The organism is Ochrobactrum soli, assembly GCF_003664555.1.
Classification (GTDB): Bacteria; Pseudomonadota; Alphaproteobacteria; order Rhizobiales; family Rhizobiaceae; genus Brucella; species Brucella teleogrylli.
In genome coordinates, this window is sequence record NZ_RCHH01000001.1 from 102,745 (window position 1) to 119,337 (window position 16,593).

Sequence of the window (16,593 nt, forward strand, 5' to 3'; positions counted from 1 at the left end):
CCCATCAGCAGCGTAGGAGAGCACAATGGCCGAGACGTTCGACACGATTCTGAAAGGCGCAACCCTCGTCAATCATGACGGCACCGGGCAGCGCGATATCGGTATTCGCAACGGGCGTATCGCTGCTATCGGCTCTCTGGGGCAGGCGTCGGCAGGCGAAGTGATCGACTGCACCGGCCTGCATATCCTGCCGGGCGTCGTGGACAGCCAGGTTCATTTCCGCGAGCCGGGTCTGGAGCATAAGGAGGATCTGGAAACCGGTTCCCGCGCCGCCGTGCTGGGCGGGGTTACGGCTGTCTTTGAAATGCCGAACACCAAGCCGCTGACCACGACCGTCGAAACGCTGGAAGACAAAATTCGTCGCGGACGCCACCGCATGCATTGCGATTTCGCCTTTTGGGTCGGCGGCACACGCGACAATGCGAAGGACGTTGCCGAACTGGAGCGCCTTCCGGGCGCCGCAGGCATCAAGGTGTTCATGGGGTCCTCGACCGGCGATCTGCTCGTTGAAGACGATGACGGCGTTCGCTCCATCCTGAAAAATACACGCCGCCGCGCCGCCTTCCATTCGGAAGACGAATTCCGCCTCAAGCAGCGCGAAGGTTTGCGCGTGCAGGGCGATCCGTCCAGCCATCCGGTTTGGCGCGATGAAATTGCCGCGCTGCAATGCACGGAACGTCTGGTGCGCATTGCGCATGAAACCGGCGCACGCATTCATGTGCTGCATATCTCCACGGCTGAGGAAATCGACTTTCTGCAAGCGCATAAGGATGTTGCGACCTGCGAAGCAACCCCGCATCACCTGACGCTTTCCGCCGATGAATACAAGACACTGGGCAATCTCATCCAGATGAACCCGCCGGTGCGTGACAACCGCCACCGCGACGGCATCTGGAAGGGTATCGATCAGGGTATCGTCGATGTGCTGGGCTCCGACCATGCCCCGCATACGCTGGAAGAAAAGCAGAAGCCTTATCCGGCCTCGCCATCCGGCATGACCGGCGTGCAGACGCTGGTGCCAATCATGCTCGACCATGTGAATGCGGGCAAACTCTCGCTGGAACGCTTCGTTGATCTGTCGAGCCACGGCCCGAACCGTATTTTCGGCATGTCGCGCAAGGGCCGCATCGCTGTCGGCTATGATGCTGATCTGACCATTGTGGACATGAAGCGCCGCGAAACCATCACGCATGAACAAGCAGGCTCAAAAGCTGGCTGGACGCCTTACCACGGCAAGACCGTCACCGGCTGGCCGGTCGGGACGATTGTTCGCGGCATCAAGGTGATGTGGGATGCGGAAATCGTGAACCCGCATCAGGGCGAGCCGGTTGAATTCATCGAGGCTCTGCCGCGCGGATAATGGGTTTTCACGCTGTTCGAACGAATGGCGTGATTTGTCCCATCTTTGTCCGGCATCTATCTTTCGCTCCAGTCTGTACGGCGTAAATTCTCTCCTATATTCACACTGTAGGAGAACAAAAATGTCCGCTCAAGATACCGTTCTGCTTGTCGTCGATGCGCAGGAATCCTTCCGGCACCAGCCTTATTATCGTGAGGCCGATGTGGCCGCCTATGTCGAGCGCCAGCAAAAGCTGATTGATGGCGCAAAGCAGGCGGGTATTCCGGTTGTGCAGATTTTCCACATGGAAGAGAGCGGCAACTTTGCCGAAGCATCGGGCCATGTCCGCACGCTCGCGCCGCTCTCCTTCACGCCGGATGCGGTGTTCCGTAAGCGTCGTCACAGTGCGCTGGTCGGCACCGGTCTCGATGTATGGCTGGTAGCAAACGGTATTCGCCGGGTGATCGTTTCCGGCATTCGCACGGAACAGTGCTGCGAAACCACCACACGTCAGGCGTCCGATCTGGGCTATACGGTCGATTTCGTCGGCGAGGCGACGCTGACCTTCCCGATGACTGACGCAACGGGCCGTGAATGGAGCGCTGCCGAGATTCGTGCGCGCACTGAACTCGTACTGGCCAATCGCTTCGCCCGTATCGCCACGGTGGAAGAAGCGCTGGCTGGCCAGCAGGAACGGAAGGCCGCATGACGCAACCGACAGACGGCAGGCAAATCATTCCCGTCTATGTCATCGTTCCGCCACGTCTGCTTTTGCTGGACGTGGCAGGACCGCTGGAAGTGTTGCGCAAGGCGAATCTCGATCAGGACAAGGTCGAATTTGCGGTGCATTATGTCGGGCCGCTCGACACTGTTCACAGTTCCATCGGTCTGGCAGTAACTGGCGTCGAACCGTTGCCGGATAGCGTGCCGCAGGGTTCGCTGGTGATCGTGTCCGGTTCCACGGATATGCCGCTTGGCGGGCCCGTCCCCAGCCGCGATGAAGACGCTGTCTTTGAGAATGAAATTATCGGCTGGCTGAAGCGTGTCGTCTGCCCCGGTGTACGGCTGGTCACGATCTGCTCCGGCGCCTTGCTGGCAGCGCGCGCTGGCCTGCTCGACGGCTATGTCTGCACGACGCACCATATGGCCATCGCAGAACTGGAAAAGTCAGCACCCACCGCAAAAGTGCTGCAAAACCGGCTTTTCGTGGAAGACGGCGAACGGCTGACCAGTGCGGGTATTACCGCCGGGATCGACCTGATGCTGCAAATCGTGGCCGATTTGACCAGCCACGCAGTCGCCTTGTCGGTGGCGCGCTATCTGGTTGTTTACCTCCGGCGTAGCGGCGGCGATCCGCAGCTTTCGCCCTGGCTTGAAGGGCGTAACCACATGAACCCCGTCGTGCACCGTGCGCAGGACGCCATCGCAGCGGACCCCGCCGGAGCATGGCCTGTCGAAAAGCTTGCCGATGTGAGTGGCGCGAGCCCGCGCAATCTCTCGCGGCTGTTCAATGAACATGCTGGCATGAGCGTGACGGATTACGTCAACCGGCTGAAAGTTGGTCTGGCCCGCGAAATGCTGCTTAATTCAGATCTCGATATAGAGAATGTGGCCGAAAAATCTGGCTTCGCGTCGGCGCGGCAGTTTCGCCGTGCCTGGCAGCGCATCTATAACCAGTCGCCAAGCCGCGCGCGTGGGCCAGTGGGGTAATTATTCCCCGGCGGTGAAAAAGCGCCAGCTTCCATCGGGCGCAATGCCGATGCTGTAGAAAATATAGCCGCCTGCCTTTTTCATGTCTTCGAAATCGCTGGCGGTGACGATCTGGAAAAGCTCGACGGTCTGCGACGGTGTCAGCCTGTCGAGCGGCATGGCGTAGAAATAGGGCCAGACATAAACCTCATCATCCGTTCCGGCATTCACATGCACATAACCTGTGCCAAGCAGGTCGGCGATGATGGCGAGGATTTCGCGGCCTTCCGCATCTCCAGCCAGCGATTTCAGAAATTCGATGACGTCTTCTTCGTGGTCTTCCAGCGAAAACTGTGTGCTGTTGTGGGCTTCGCCCAACAGCGGGCGCAACAGCTCGATATCGCCGGATTGTGCGGCGGCGAGCATTTTCTCGCGCATTTGCCGGACAGGCTGCGGCAGATTGTCGAAATCGCGCAACACTTCCGGCATCGGTTTAACAACCGGTTGGGCAGGGCTGGCGGGCACGTTCTGCGGTGTTGCAGAGGGCACCCGATGCGGCAGCGCATTGGGAAGCGGTATCGGCGACGAAGCCGGATGTTCGTCCGGTGCGGTGCGATAGGCTGGCAGTGTCAAGAATTCAGAACGATCCACAAACGCCAATTGATCCGCTGCCGCTAAGGCGGGCAGTGAGACGAGCATCATGCCCGCGATGAGCGCGAGCGGTCGGACGGAATTCCAGATTGCAGGATGCATCGGCGTTGTCGGAGGACGACTGGTGGGAACGGCCGGTTCTTGCCCCTCGACCGGCGACGTTATGGCTTAGCTATTGCAGGATGCGTGCTGGCAGGAAAGCGCCAGCTTCGATCTGTTCGCGCATCTTTTCGATCAGTTCGAGCGCACAATCGTCGCCAGCCTCACGGATCAGTTCCGTCAGCGCGGTTGTAAATGCAGCTTCGGCGAGGATTTCAGGCTCAATGCCTTCGGAAATACCGTCCGCCCAGGCCTCGTTCTGATATTCGATAGCCACGAGTTTCTTCTCGCGTGCGATCATCTCGTCCAGATCGGTCGGTGCATGTTCCATAGACTTCATCCTGGCTTTCGCCTTTCTGCCGTTTTGCGGATGTCTCACCGTGTTCCGGGAGCGCAATCCATTTGCGGCCTGCCTGCCTTCTTAAGACAGTGTTAACAGATTATACCGGATTTGAACGAGACTATTCTCCGCAATCCGCATAAGAGTGTATGATTGGTTAATTTCCATAGCGCGAGATGATCTCGTTCGACAAGCCTTCGCCTTCCTTCATATAGCGGTCTATCGCCGCAAGCGCGGAAGGGGTGCAGCTGGTATAATTGTCGCTGAAGACGCGATATCCGTGGTTGAAGCTCGAAACGATCCTCACCCTTTCGCCCTCCGACGGCTTCTCGGCGGCGATGATCGCGTCCATGCGGTCGCGCCATTCGCTGCCTGCTTCTCCGCACAGGTTACGCAGATAGTGCAGCGAGCCCAGAACCTCGGCAAGCCGCAACATCTTGCCCTCATAGGGCGCATCCTGCGCAAAAGCCGGACCGGCTGCGCCTGCCCACATCAACAATGCGAACCGGAACAGTTTCATGCCTTTCAATCGGAAACCCTCTCACATGAAATGCACTTGTTGCGTGAAATAGGGGCTGCTTCAAGGCAGATTGTCAAACAGGATGAAACGAGGCCGATCAATATCCCAAGCCATCTTCGCTTTCCGCAACGGAGCGGGCGACGTCGAGCGTGCTGTCAGTCACGCGGGCATGGGCCATTTCTTCCAACGTTAGCCAATGGATCGCGGCAGCGTCATCGCCGGCCTGTTCGCGCCCTGAAATATCCAGCGCACGAAAGACCGACAGGAAATAGCTTTTCTCATAGGCCTTGCCTTCCAGCGCCAGATCGACGGTGATGACGTGGGAAAGCGCGCTGACATCGAGCGCAGTTTCTTCCTTCAACTCGCGAATGGCGGCCTGTTCCGGCGTCTCGTCCGCTTCGATGCTTCCGCCCGGAAAAGCCAGCCAGCCTTTCCACGGCTCCTTGCCGCGTTCGACCAGCAGAAAGCGGCCATCGCGACGACAGATCAGCGAAACGCCATGAATATGAAGCGGAACGGGAATGACGGGGATCGTGGGCATGGAATAGCTATGATCGGCTTGCGGCGTTTTGGCAATCGCAAACCGGTCTTGACCACCAGCACAAAAACCTGAACATGGCCACCATGTGCGGACGCTTTTCATTGACGACAAGTCGGGAAGAACTCGAGATCTTTCTGGCTGCCATGATCTCGGAGGATTTTCCTCCTCGCTATAATATCGCCCCGACCCAGCCGATCCTGACCATAGTGGCGGGCGAAACGCCGTCTCTTTCCAGTTTTGTCGGCAACATGCCTCCGGTAGGCGGTAACCGCCCGGATCGGGTGGGCACGCTGGTGCGCTGGGGTTTTGTGCCATCATGGGTGAAAGACCCGAATGACTGGTCGTTGGTGTTCAATATCCGCTCGGAAACAGCTGCCGAGAAGAACTCGTTTCGCGCCGCGCTGAATCACCGTCGCGCGCTTGTTCCGGCTTCCGGCTTTTATGAATGGCGTCGCGAGGGGAAGAACAAGGCGCAAGCCTATTGGGTACGCCCACGCAATGGCGGCATGGTCGCCTTCGGTGCACTGATCGAAACCTGGAGCGGTGCCGACGGGTCGCAGATCGATACGGGCGGCATTTTGACGACAAGCGCCAATGCACTCCTGCGTCCTATCCATGAACGCATGCCGGTGGTGGTGCAGCCCGAAGATTTTGCACGCTGGCTCGACTGCAAGCGCTACTTGCCGCGCGAAGTGGCGGACATCATGCGCCCGGTGCAGGAGGATTTTTTCGAGGTTATACCCGTCTCGGACAAGGTCAACAAGGTGAGCAACGCCACGCCGGATCTGCAGACGCGTGTCGAAGAAACGATGGAAGCTCAGAAAGCACCGCAAAAGCGCAAGGCCAAAGCGGAACCCGAAGACAGTTCCGGCGGTCAGCTTTCAATGTTCTGACCGCGTTGCGCGACTTAATAGTGGTCGTTACCGCTTACTTGGCGAATTTTTTGGTGGCCAGTATAGAATGACGACGATTGTCGTTACGGCCTGCGCTGCTGCGCTTTGCTGCCGTCATCAAGGCGGCGACGAGCGCGGCGGGGCCAATTTCACGATACTTGTCGACCAGACGGTCCTGACGCGGTTGCAGTTCACTCTTAGACATTTTTACTTCCTTTCCCCGAAGCGTTCGGTCCCGAATGCTTCCAAAACCAACCGAACTTCGGTTACGCCTAAGTAATTTACACTCACTATTTTGTGATGGATTGAGACCGAATGAAGGCTGTTTGGGGCCGGTTTTGGGGTAATCCGGTTAACGCCCGTCAAGGATTATCGGGGTTGCAGAAATGCAACATTTTGGCGCTCTCAATTCCTGGCAAAATAATCACCCCCCAGCAAAAGCGCTTGACTGTCGTTCGCCGGACAGGGATAAGTGCTGCCATGAAAACGCCGACCACGAACATTTGTATTTGTGCGATCATTATTGGCTAGCAGCCTGCTGGCCCGGCCGTTTTCGTCTCCCTTCCATAAAACAGGATGATAACGCCCCGGCCAGATGGCTGCGATCCGTTGTGCATTGAATTCACTTGGATTTGCTGGTTTTTTTGGGGAATGGTTCCATGGCTGATGCGCCGCAATTGCGTCTTTACAATACGCTGACCCGCACGAAGGAGGATTTTTCCCCCATCGATGCCGACAATGTGCGCATGTATGTCTGCGGACCCACCGTTTATGATTTTGCCCATATCGGCAATGCGCGCCCGGTCATCGTCTTCGACATTCTTTTCCGGCTTTTACGCCAGGTTTACGGTTCCGAACACGTTACCTATGCGCGCAACATCACCGACGTTGACGACAAGATCAATGCGCGCGCCGCACGCGATTATCCGAAGCTGCCTTTCAACGAGGCCATCCGGCGTGTGACGGAAAGCACCAATGCGCAGTTTCAGGCCGATGTGACGGCGCTCGGCAATCTGGCGCCGAGTGTTCAGCCGCGCGCGACCGAGCATATGGACGAAATGCGCGCGATGATTGACCGTCTGGTCTCCATCGGCGTCGCTTATGTGGCAGAAGATCACGTGCTGTTTTCGCCCTCCGCCATGAACGAGCGCGTCAAGACGTTCGGCGGTCCGCGCTATGGCGCGCTGGCGCGCCGCTCGCTCGATGAAATGCTGGCGGGTGCGCGTGTGGACGTTGCCTCCTACAAGCGTGACGAGATGGATTTCGTGCTGTGGAAGCCTTCAAAGGGAGGCGAACCGGGCTGGCCATCGCCCGCGGGTATCGAGACGCTCGGCCGTCCGGGCTGGCATATCGAATGCTCGGCCATGTCGATGGCCAAACTTCTGGAGCCGTTCGGCGGGGGACTGAAATGCGACGATCCGGACAAGAACCGCTTTGATATTCATGGCGGCGGCATCGATCTGGTCTTCCCGCACCACGAGAACGAAATCGCGCAGTCCTGCTGCGCATTCGGCACCGAGCGGATGGCCAATATCTGGATGCATAACGGCTTCCTGCAGGTCGAAGGGCAGAAAATGTCGAAATCGCTCGGCAATTTCATCACCATTCGTGACGTACTGAATGGCGGCCTGCCGCAACTGGGTGCGTGGGACGACAACGCAATCCGTGATCGCTGGGTCGGTCTGGCTGCGCGCCTGTCGATGCTGCAAACCCATTATCGCGAACCGATCAACTGGACGGCACAGCGTCTGGCTGAATCAGCCGACGAACTGCGTCGCTGGTATGGTCTGCTGCGTGATGTAAAGTTTGCGGCGCCAGAGAAGCTCACCGCAATCGGTGAAGTGACGGAAGCCCTGTCCGACGATCTGAACAGCTGGGTCGCGATCACCGCATTGCGCAAGGCGTTCAAGAACAAGGATATTGCGACATTAGGCGAGGGCATGGCGCTGATGGGCCTGCTCGATCCTTACTTCGTGACGGCGGAGGATGTGCCGGTGTTCGCCAAGGCGAATGTCGATACGGATGCCATTGAGGCGCGCATTGCGGAACGCCTGCGCTTCATCAAGGAGAAGAACTTCACGGAAGCTGATCGCATCCGCGATGCGCTTCTCGCGGAAGGCGTGCAGCTCAAGGATGGCAAGGATCCTGCCACGGGCGAGCGCATGACGACGTGGGATGTGGTAGGCTGACAGCGTTTTTGATTGGGGAGGACAACATGACGCTCGATAACAAGCCGATTTATACCGGCGGCTGCCAATGCGGCGCGGTGCGTTTCCGCGTCGACGGCGCTTTGGGTTCGGCCTCCATCTGTCATTGCCGCATGTGCCAGAAGGCTTTCGGCAATTTCTATGCGCCGCTGGTTTCCGTCGATCAGGCAAAACTGGAATGGACGCGCAACGAGCCGAAGCGTTTTCGCTCTTCCAATCATGTGCAACGCGGGTTCTGCCCGGAATGCGGAACCCCGCTCACCTATGAAGCGCCGGATGGCATCGCGATCGCCATCGGTGCGTTCGATGCGCCGGAGGAAGTGGAGCCGACCGTGCAATGGGGCATCGAAAAGCAGCTTCCTTATGTGAGCGGACTTGCAAACCTTCCCGGCTATGCAACCGAACGCGATCCGGAGAGCATCGAATTTGTCAGGACGATGATTTCCTATCAGCATCCGGACTACGACACAGATAATTGGCCGCAACGGTAACGTTGAACCAATAGAGACCCACCGACAGGCAGGCATTTATGGCACGCGAACGCATCTACATCTACGACACGACCTTGCGCGACGGGCAGCAAACCCCCGGCATTGATTTTTCTGTCGAGGACAAGAAGTCGATTGTCGCGCTGCTTGAGGAACTGGGCGTCGATTATGTCGAGGGCGGCTATCCGGGCGCCAATCCGACCGATACGGCTTTTTTCAAGCGCCGTCAGACGTCGCGGTCGAAATTTACCGCCTTCGGCATGACCAAACGTGCTGGTGTTTCCGCGTCGAACGATCCGGGACTGTCGAGCCTGCTGCAGGCTTCCGCCGATGCTGTTTGTTTCGTTGCCAAAAGCTGGGACTATCATGTGCGGCTGGCGCTTGGCTGCACCAATGAGGAAAATCTGGAATCGATCACGGCATCGGTGACGGCTGCGCGTATGGCGGGCCGTGAGGCGCTGGTCGATTGCGAGCACTTCTTTGACGGCTACAAGGCTAATCCGGACTATGCGCTGGAATGCGCCAGGGCGGCTTATACGGCGGGCGCACGCTGGGTTGTGCTCTGCGACACCAATGGCGGTACGCAGCCGCATGAAATTGCCGAAATCGTCAATGCGGTGAAGGCCGTGGTGCCCGGTGAAAGCCTCGGCATCCACGCCCATAATGACACGGAACAGGCCGTTGCCGTTTCGCTTGCCGCCATCGATGCCGGTGTGCGGCATGTGCAAGGCACGCTGAACGGTATTGGCGAGCGCTGCGGCAATGCCAATCTGGTTTCGCTGATCCCGACGCTGCTGCTCAAGCCATACTGGTCGGAGCGGTTTGAACTCGGCATCAAACCGGCTTCGCTGAAGGCGATCACCCGTATTTCGCGTGCGTTTGACGATATTTTGAACCGTCCGCCGACCGAGCAGGCGCCTTATACCGGCACATCAGCTTTCGCGACGAAAGCGGGCATCCATGCTTCGGCCTTGCTCAAGGAACCGCAGACCTACGAACATGTTCCCCCGGAAACGGTTGGCAACAGCCGTCGCGTCATGGTTTCGGATCAGGGCGGCAAGTCGAATTTCATCGCCGAGCTGGAGCGTCGCGGCATCCGCGTTGCGAAAGACGATGTCCGCCTCGACACGCTGATCACACTGGTCAAGGAGCGCGAGGCGGAAGGCTATGCCTATGAGGGCGCGGATGCAAGTTTCGAACTTCTGGCGCGCAATATGCTCAATCCGCAGCCAGAATTCTTCAAGGTCGAGTCGTTCCGTTGTCTCGTCGAGCGCCGTTTCGATGCCAATGGCATGCTGAAGACCGTGTCGGAAGCGGTGGTCAAGGTGGAGGTCGATGGCGAAGTGCGCATGTCTGTCGCCGAAGGCCACGGCCCGGTCAATGCACTCGACATTGCACTGCGCAAGGATCTCGGTCGCTATCAGGCGGAAATCGAAGATCTCGAACTCGTGGACTTCAAGGTGCGTATCCTGAATGGCGGTACGGCGGCGATCACGCGCGTCCTGATCGAGTCGGGCGACGCCACAGGCGCCCGCTGGCGCACGGTTGGCGTTTCGGACAATATCATCGATGCCTCATTTCAGGCGCTGATGGATTCCGTGAATTTTAAACTTATGAAAAACCGCGCCATGGCCGGGCTTGCGGCTGCGGAATAACCGCCATCATTCACCAGGATTGATGCTTCAATCAGTTTAATTGAATGGATTTTATGTATTGAGAAGCGCATAGCAGTGGCTGAACAAGTCATCTGCTATGCGATTTATTCAAAAGCGGATTTGCTTTCGAGTGGAGAGAGACAATGACCGATGAGACCCTGTCCGATACCCGTCTTTCGGATGGGGCCAGAGGTTTTCTCATGGCGTTCGGCGCCTATGCGCTTTGGGGCGCATTGCCGTTTTATCTGAAAATGGTAGCCCATATTCCGGCTATGGAAGTGGTGTCTCACCGCGTCATCTGGTCGGTGCCGGTTGCTTTGCTGCTGCTGGTCGCGCTTGGGCAATTCAAGGATATTCTCAACGCAGTTCGACAGCCGCGTATGCTTGCAATGGCGGCGCTGACCGCGGCGCTTATCACCGCAAACTGGACCATTTATGTCTGGGCGGTCGCGCATGACCAGGTCATGGGCGCAGCACTTGGTTATTACATCAATCCGCTGTTCAATGTGGTGCTGGGCGGCCTGTTTCTCGGTGAACGGTTGAGCAAGGTGCAATATGTGGCTGTCGGCCTTGCCGCGGCAGCTGTCCTGCTGCTCACGTTCAATGCTGGCGGCTTGCCTTGGGTGTCGCTCGCTTTGCCGGTGTCCTTCGGTCTCTATGGCTTCTTCCGGAAATCACTGCCGATGCAGCCATTGCAGGGCTTCACGCTTGAAGTGCTGATCCTGTGTATTCCGGCGCTCGCCTATGTGGCATGGCTCGGCTCGACCGGTCAGGACCATTTCTTCGCCGGTCCGGTTTCGAATGTCGGTCTCCTGCTGCTTGCCGGTCCGTTCACCGCCATCCCGCTTATTCTTTATGCGGGCGGTGCAAAACTTCTGCGCTACACCACGCTTGGGCTGATGCAGTATATGACGCCCACCATGTTGTTTTTCTTCGCGATTTTCATCTTCCACGAGCCGTTTTCGACCGTGCAGCTTGGCGCTTTCGTGCTGATCTGGGCGGGGCTTGCGCTCTACTCCTGGTCGACACTGTCCCAGCACCGCCGCAACCGCGCGCGGGACTGACCAGCAATCATAAATAATTTGTGATTTACCTCCGGTGGATAACCTCCACCGGAGGTCTTAATTTGGCCGCTCTATCAGCAGCAGTTCCGCCGATATTTGCAGAGAACCTAGAGTATTGTCGGTATGGCCCCGAGGGCAGGATACTTCCATCGCAAGCTTGCAGTTGCGACGGTGAACCCATTGGGGTCCGTCTTTGCACCTGCTGGCACAAATATGAAGGCGGAACCGTTATCACATCGTAGCCTTGGGCCGGTGCGCTGGGTTCGCTTTTCCTTGCACACGCATATGCGTTTCTGTCTGGCGCTGGCCTCCGTCACGGTCATTGCCGGTGGCGCGATGATACTCGCGACCGGCGGGCTTGTGCGCCATGGTCGTGCCGCACAGCCAGCTTTTGCCAGCCCGACAAGCTTGGTTCGCCGGCATCGCGCCGCAGCCAAAGATGCGCGGCTCGTGCCCGCCGTGAATAATGATTTAAGCCATCGCGTGTCGCGCCGCATCGATATTGCGGAAGGCGTCGAGGATGGCGATGCGCGGCTTTATACCTATCAGCATGTGGTGCTGGATGTGAAAGGCCGCGACGCCAGGCGGCCCGCCATTGACGATACGATGGATGGAACAACAATAGCGGCCAAGTGTTGCGAACCGGCGCAACCGCTGTCCGAATTGGAGCGTGGCGTTCCGGTCAATGTCAGCCTTGCCAAGCCCGCCGCCCATGAGAAGGCGGATGTGCATGAAATCATCGTTGCGCCGCAATCGCGGGAACGAATAGAGGCGCTTTTGCAGGCCGCGGGGATCGCCGCCGAAGACAGTCAGAGATTGGAAGAAGCGCTGGCCCGCACCGAATTGCTTCCGGGCGACAATCTGGAACTGCTGGTCGACAAAAAAGACGGCAGCGATGCCGCCGCCCATGTTTCGCTGGCCCGCTTCAACCACGGCAATGCCAACAAGGCCGTCTATGGCCGGGCGGATGACGGTGTCTTTCATTCGACCGGTAATGAGCGGCTTTTTGCGCGTTTGTCCCGCGATGCCATGCTGAGCGCCTATCATCCACCAGCTCCGGCGGGAAACAGCAATGGTTCGATAGAAACGAGGCTGGTTCAGGCGGGCGCTCCACGAGAAATCGTGCGCGAAGTCGAGAAGCTTGCGGAACAGAACGGTGTCGTGCTGGAGAAGGGCGTCAATGCGCCGGATCTGATCGACCTTCTTTTCAGGAAAAGCGCAGAAACCGACCCGGAACTGGTATTTGTGGAATTCACCACCAACGGTAAAAGCAAGCGCCTCTATCGTCACGAAGGCAAGGGCGGCGCCACGGACTACTTCAACGAGGATGGCTCCTCGATGACCAAATATCTGATGCACAAACCTTTGCCGAACGGGCGACTGAACGATGGTTTCGGCTGGCGTATCCACCCGGTTCTGCACGTCCGCAAGCATCATAACGGTGTCGATTACGACGCACCGATCGGTTCGCCGATCGTGGCTGCGGGCGACGGCGTCGTGGAATTGATTTCATACCAGAAGGGTTATGGCAAATATGTGCGTATCCGCCATCAGGGCGGTTACAGCACCACCTATGCGCATCTTTCCTCGGCCAAGGAAGGACTGCGCGTCGGCCAGCATGTCAAGCAGGGCGAAGTCATCGCTTATGTCGGCTCGACCGGCTATTCCACGGGTCCGCATCTTTATTATGAGCTGAAAGTCGGCGATCAATATGTCGACCCGCTGACCGCGCGCCTCAATGCTGGTGAAAAGCTCTCCGGTTCGTCGCTGTCGAGTTTCCGCGAGGAAATCGATCACGTCGGTCAGATCGTCAATGAAATGACGCTGCCGATTCTGAAAGACGGCTCAGACGCCAAGGACAAGACCGAACCGCATGACCGACCGGCCAATAGTCAAAAGGCGGGCCGGGTGGCTGGTGGCCACCATTAAATCACGTCATGGGCGATGGGCATTCGCCAGAGTGACGAATTCTTCGACGCTGAGCGTTTCGGCGCGGCGGGTGCCGTCAATGCCGGTCTTTTCCAGAAGGGCCGCACCGCCAATGGGTTTCAGGCTTTGGCGCAGCATCTTGCGCCTTTGTCCGAAAGCGGCCTGCGTCACCTGACCGAGTGCCGCTGCATTGCAGGGCAGCGGATTTTCGAGCGGAACGATGTGCACCACGGACGACATGACTTTCGGCGGCGGTGTAAAGGCCTGCGGTGGCACGTCGAACGCGATCCTGGATTTTGTCCGCCAGCCTGCCAGCACGCCGAGGCGTCCATAATGATCGCTGTCGGGTGTTGCCACGATGCGTTCTGCCACTTCGCGCTGGAACATCAGTGTCATGGAGGAGTAGAACGGCGGCCACGGCTCGACCAGAAGCCAGTTCAAAAGCAGCTGCGTACCGACATTATAGGGCAGATTGGCGACAATGCGCGGCTTGGGACCATCGGGAAACAGTGTCTTGAAATTCTGTTCCAGCGCATCGCCGGAGATGATCCGCAAGCGGCCCGGATAATGGGCCTCTATTTCCGCCAGCGCCTCAAGGCAGCGTTCGTCGCGCTCGATTGCCGTCACGTAGGCGCCCTGCGCCAGAAGGGCGCGGGTCAACCCACCGGGGCCGGGGCCAACCTCGATAACTGGCTGGTCCTTCAGATCGCCCGCCTGACGGGCGATCTTGGAAGTCAGATTGAGATCGAACAGAAAATTCTGCCCGAGAGACTTCTTCGGCATCAGGTCATGCCGTTCGATGACTTCGCGAAGGGGTGGCAGATTGTCGATGCTCATGCCTTGGAACCTGTTGTATTTTTTGCCAGCTCATGCGCAAGGCGGATTGCTGCAACCAGACTGTCTGGTCGCGCTAAGCCCTGACCTGCAATGTCGAACGCTGTGCCATGATCCGGCGAGGTGCGGATAAAGGGCAGGCCGAGCGTTACATTGACGGTTTCGTCAAAGGCGAGCGCCTTGGCTGGTATCAGGGCCTGATCGTGATACATGCAGATGGCTGCATCATATGCCGCACGCGCTTGAGGGTGGAACATCGTATCGGCGGGCAGGGGACCGCGCACGTCGATGCCCTCCAGTTGCAATTGTTCCACTGCGGGGCGAATGATCGCGTCGTCTTCCTTGCCCATGGCGCCGCCTTCGCCCGCATGCGGGTTGAGGCCGGAAAGCGCCAGACGCGGCTTGGCAATCCCGAACCGCTCGCGCAGTTCATGCGCCGTAATGCGCGACACTTCGAGAATATTCTCGGTCGTGAGCTGGCGCGGCACTTCCACAAGCGGGATGTGAATGGTCACGGGGACGGCGCGCAATTGCGGCCCGGCGAGCATCATCACCGGCGTGATTGTCGTGCCAGCGTGATGGCTTGCAAGCTCTGCCAGAAATTCGGTGTGCCCCGGATGCTGGAATCCGGCTTCATAAAGCGGCTTCTTGGCAATCGGGCAGGTGACGACGGCGGACGTCTCGCCAGCGAGCGTAAGCGCGACAGCGCGCTCAATCGCTTCAACTGTGCCTGCGGCATTGTCAGTCAGTGGTTTACCAGCGCTTTCGCTGTGCTTGTTCACGAGCGGCAAGACGGGCAAAGCGCGTGCAAAAACCTCGCGTGATGCGGCAGCGTCTGCGACCGCTTCGATCTGGACGTCGAGATTGAGAAGCCGCGCGCGTGCTTCAAGCTGTGCAGGATCGGCCAGCAGCACAAAAGGGGGCAGGGACAATTCATCCCGTCTGAGCCAGACGGCCAACGCGATATCCGGGCCGACACCGGATGGGTCGCCGACAGTAACCGCGAGCGGAAGAACAGACTGTGCGCACATGCTTCTGATTCCAAAAATAAAAGCTGGCAACCGGAAAATACCGTGCCAGCTCATATCATTGCCTTATCCTGAACGACAGCTGTGCTGTCGCCGGAATGTTAGCGATTAACGATGGTGGCTTTCTTGCGCAGCTCATCCAGATATTTGGTGGCAAGCGCGTCCGCCTTCTTTTCCTGACCTTCTGGCGTGTCCGCGCCCTCCATGGAGAAAACGAGCTGTGCGACGCGGTCATCGGAAAGCTGGCGCGTGGCGCAGACGGCGAGGAATTCGACGCCCTTTTCCGTGTCATGCGGCGGTGTCGTGCGGCCCACGCCAGCGGCCTTGACATCCTTCGACCATTCACCCGGCAGCTGCTGTTCGATAATGCGTCCAAGATCGCGGACAGTCACATCGATAATGCCTTTTGCCTGCTGGCGCGTCGCGTCGCAGCTCTGGAAGCGCGAACGAAGCGCATTGGCTTCCTGACGGCGCTTGGCGAGAAGGGCGGGCGACCGCTTCGAGGTCGGTACGACGAAGATGACTTGCTGCAGGTGGTATTCGGTCGCAACAGGCTTCTTGCCGCCGTCCTTCAGCATGCGCTGAACGGCATCCTGTTCGCTGACCATGCCGGTGGCACGGAAACGGGCGCTGACAAGGCGTCCCCAGCCCATCTGGACCATGATGTATTTCTTGAAATGGTCCGGCGTAACACCTGCCTGATTGAGCACTTGATTCAACTGCGCAAGCGTCATCTTGTTGCGGGAGGCAAAGCCTGCATAGGCCTGATCGACTTCCTGATCGGAAACGTTGATGCCGCGGCTCTTCATCTCGATGCGCTTCAGCATTTCGTCGGTCAGTTCCTGACGGGCGAGCTGGGTGGTATTGCCGCCCTTGCGCTGCAGCTTCAAAAAAGCTGCCCGGCGCTGAATATCGCCATTGGTGATCGCATTGCCGGAAACGACAACCTTGACCTCAGCTTCCCCAGCGGCAAAAGCCGAGGTGGGAAGTGCAACCGTGCCGAGCGCCGTCAGACAGACAGCCGCGCTTAACAGGGAGGCGAAAAGAGGTCTTGCAAACATCATCTTGTTTCCCGATTTCCTTACGGTCGGTGAACGGAACCCTTCACCGGATGTACTCATTCGGTTCCGGATATGCTTGTCATCGAGCCGCAAGAGTATCGGAAACCAACTATATTGCTGTCTGTATAGAGGAGCCAGTGCGGCGAAACAATGACCCTCGCGCATTTTACAAGACGATTAGGGATTGTTTACTGAGTGAAATCGCAAATTTCACATAAGCCGTTTTTTGCTGGGAACGGCTTTGAGCAGATATGA

At 58.2% G+C, this 16,593-nt stretch carries 17 protein-coding genes; 9 read left to right on the forward strand and 8 right to left on the reverse strand.

Features of this window, described 5'->3' with window-relative positions; translation table 11 throughout:
* Positions 1-25: 25 nt before the first annotated feature.
* The 3 genes from D8666_RS00480 (at position 26) to D8666_RS00490 (ending at position 3,049) form a co-directional block, all read left to right on the forward strand.
* Positions 26-1,360, forward strand: a complete 1,335-nt coding sequence (locus D8666_RS00480; RefSeq protein WP_121535589.1) for a dihydroorotase — start codon at positions 26-28, stop codon at positions 1,358-1,360.
* A 121-nt stretch (positions 1,361-1,481) separates the two neighbouring features.
* Positions 1,482-2,048 carry an isochorismatase family protein gene (locus D8666_RS00485; RefSeq protein WP_121535592.1) on the forward strand — a complete coding sequence of 189 codons (567 nt, stop codon included), beginning with the start codon at positions 1,482-1,484 and terminating at the stop codon, positions 2,046-2,048.
* Positions 2,045-3,049, forward strand: coding sequence for a GlxA family transcriptional regulator (locus D8666_RS00490; RefSeq protein ID WP_121535595.1), 1,005 nt, complete (start codon positions 2,045-2,047; stop codon positions 3,047-3,049). The genes D8666_RS00485 and D8666_RS00490 overlap by 4 nt, the downstream gene beginning before the upstream one ends.
* Here D8666_RS00490 and D8666_RS00495 read toward each other — a convergent pair whose 3' ends face one another.
* From D8666_RS00495 to D8666_RS00510, 4 genes are all read right to left on the reverse strand, one after another.
* Entirely contained in the window at positions 3,050-3,781 is a 732-nt protein-coding gene (locus D8666_RS00495) for a hypothetical protein (RefSeq protein ID WP_121535598.1), read from the reverse strand.
* A 70-nt stretch (positions 3,782-3,851) separates the two neighbouring features.
* Positions 3,852-4,109: a hypothetical protein gene (locus D8666_RS00500; protein WP_171318934.1), complete on the reverse strand. Its 258-nt coding sequence runs from the start codon at positions 4,107-4,109 to the stop codon at positions 3,852-3,854.
* Between the two features lie 166 nt (positions 4,110-4,275).
* On the reverse strand, positions 4,276-4,638 hold the full coding sequence (locus D8666_RS00505) for a TIGR02301 family protein (RefSeq protein ID WP_109368659.1): 363 nt from the start codon (positions 4,636-4,638) through the stop codon (positions 4,276-4,278).
* Positions 4,639-4,735: 97 nt separating this feature from the next.
* Positions 4,736-5,179: an NUDIX hydrolase gene (locus tag D8666_RS00510; RefSeq protein WP_121536284.1), complete on the reverse strand. Its 444-nt coding sequence runs from the start codon at positions 5,177-5,179 to the stop codon at positions 4,736-4,738.
* Positions 5,180-5,262: 83 nt separating this feature from the next.
* Here D8666_RS00510 and D8666_RS00515 point away from each other — a divergent pair, with 83 nt between their 5' ends.
* Positions 5,263-6,072 carry an SOS response-associated peptidase gene (locus tag D8666_RS00515; protein ID WP_121535601.1) on the forward strand — a complete coding sequence of 270 codons (810 nt, stop codon included), beginning with the start codon at positions 5,263-5,265 and terminating at the stop codon, positions 6,070-6,072.
* Positions 6,073-6,106: 34 nt separating this feature from the next.
* On the opposite strand, the gene D8666_RS00520 is transcribed toward D8666_RS00515, so the two are convergent.
* Positions 6,107-6,277 (reverse strand): hydrolase, encoded by a 171-nt coding sequence (locus D8666_RS00520; RefSeq protein ID WP_109370198.1) that lies wholly within the window; start codon positions 6,275-6,277, stop codon positions 6,107-6,109.
* Positions 6,278-6,731: 454 nt separating this feature from the next.
* Between D8666_RS00520 and cysS the strand changes: the two genes are divergently transcribed.
* From cysS to D8666_RS00550, 5 genes are all read left to right on the forward strand, one after another.
* Positions 6,732-8,261, forward strand: a complete 1,530-nt coding sequence (gene cysS, locus D8666_RS00530; RefSeq protein WP_109368661.1) for a cysteine--tRNA ligase — start codon at positions 6,732-6,734, stop codon at positions 8,259-8,261.
* Between the two features lie 26 nt (positions 8,262-8,287).
* A complete protein-coding gene (locus D8666_RS00535) occupies positions 8,288-8,770 on the forward strand; it encodes a GFA family protein (protein ID WP_121535604.1) in 483 nt (160 codons plus the stop codon).
* Positions 8,771-8,808: 38 nt separating this feature from the next.
* Positions 8,809-10,422 carry a citramalate synthase gene (cimA, locus tag D8666_RS00540; protein WP_109368663.1) on the forward strand — a complete coding sequence of 538 codons (1,614 nt, stop codon included), beginning with the start codon at positions 8,809-8,811 and terminating at the stop codon, positions 10,420-10,422.
* 143 nt (positions 10,423-10,565) lie between these two features.
* The gene (rarD, locus tag D8666_RS00545; RefSeq protein WP_109368664.1) at positions 10,566-11,486 is read left to right on the forward strand and encodes an EamA family transporter RarD; all 921 of its coding nucleotides are present in this window, start codon (positions 10,566-10,568) and stop codon (positions 11,484-11,486) included.
* 123 nt (positions 11,487-11,609) lie between these two features.
* Positions 11,610-13,415: a M23 family metallopeptidase gene (locus D8666_RS00550; RefSeq protein WP_371830775.1), complete on the forward strand. Its 1,806-nt coding sequence runs from the start codon at positions 11,610-11,612 to the stop codon at positions 13,413-13,415.
* Positions 13,416-13,421: 6 nt separating this feature from the next.
* Here the strand turns inward: D8666_RS00550 and rsmA are convergent, their stop codons facing one another.
* The 3 genes from rsmA to D8666_RS00565 all read right to left on the reverse strand — a co-directional run bounded on the left by rsmA (position 13,422) and on the right by D8666_RS00565 (position 16,341).
* On the reverse strand, positions 13,422-14,252 hold the full coding sequence (gene rsmA / locus D8666_RS00555; protein WP_109368666.1) for a 16S rRNA (adenine(1518)-N(6)/adenine(1519)-N(6))-dimethyltransferase RsmA: 831 nt from the start codon (positions 14,250-14,252) through the stop codon (positions 13,422-13,424).
* Positions 14,249-15,280 carry a 4-hydroxythreonine-4-phosphate dehydrogenase PdxA gene (gene pdxA / locus D8666_RS00560; protein ID WP_109368667.1) on the reverse strand — a complete coding sequence of 344 codons (1,032 nt, stop codon included), beginning with the start codon at positions 15,278-15,280 and terminating at the stop codon, positions 14,249-14,251. Before pdxA ends, rsmA begins: the two co-directional genes overlap by 4 nt.
* Before the next feature lie 98 nt (positions 15,281-15,378).
* Positions 15,379-16,341 (reverse strand): SurA N-terminal domain-containing protein, encoded by a 963-nt coding sequence (locus D8666_RS00565; RefSeq protein WP_109368668.1) that lies wholly within the window; start codon positions 16,339-16,341, stop codon positions 15,379-15,381.
* Positions 16,342-16,593 lie beyond the last annotated feature (252 nt).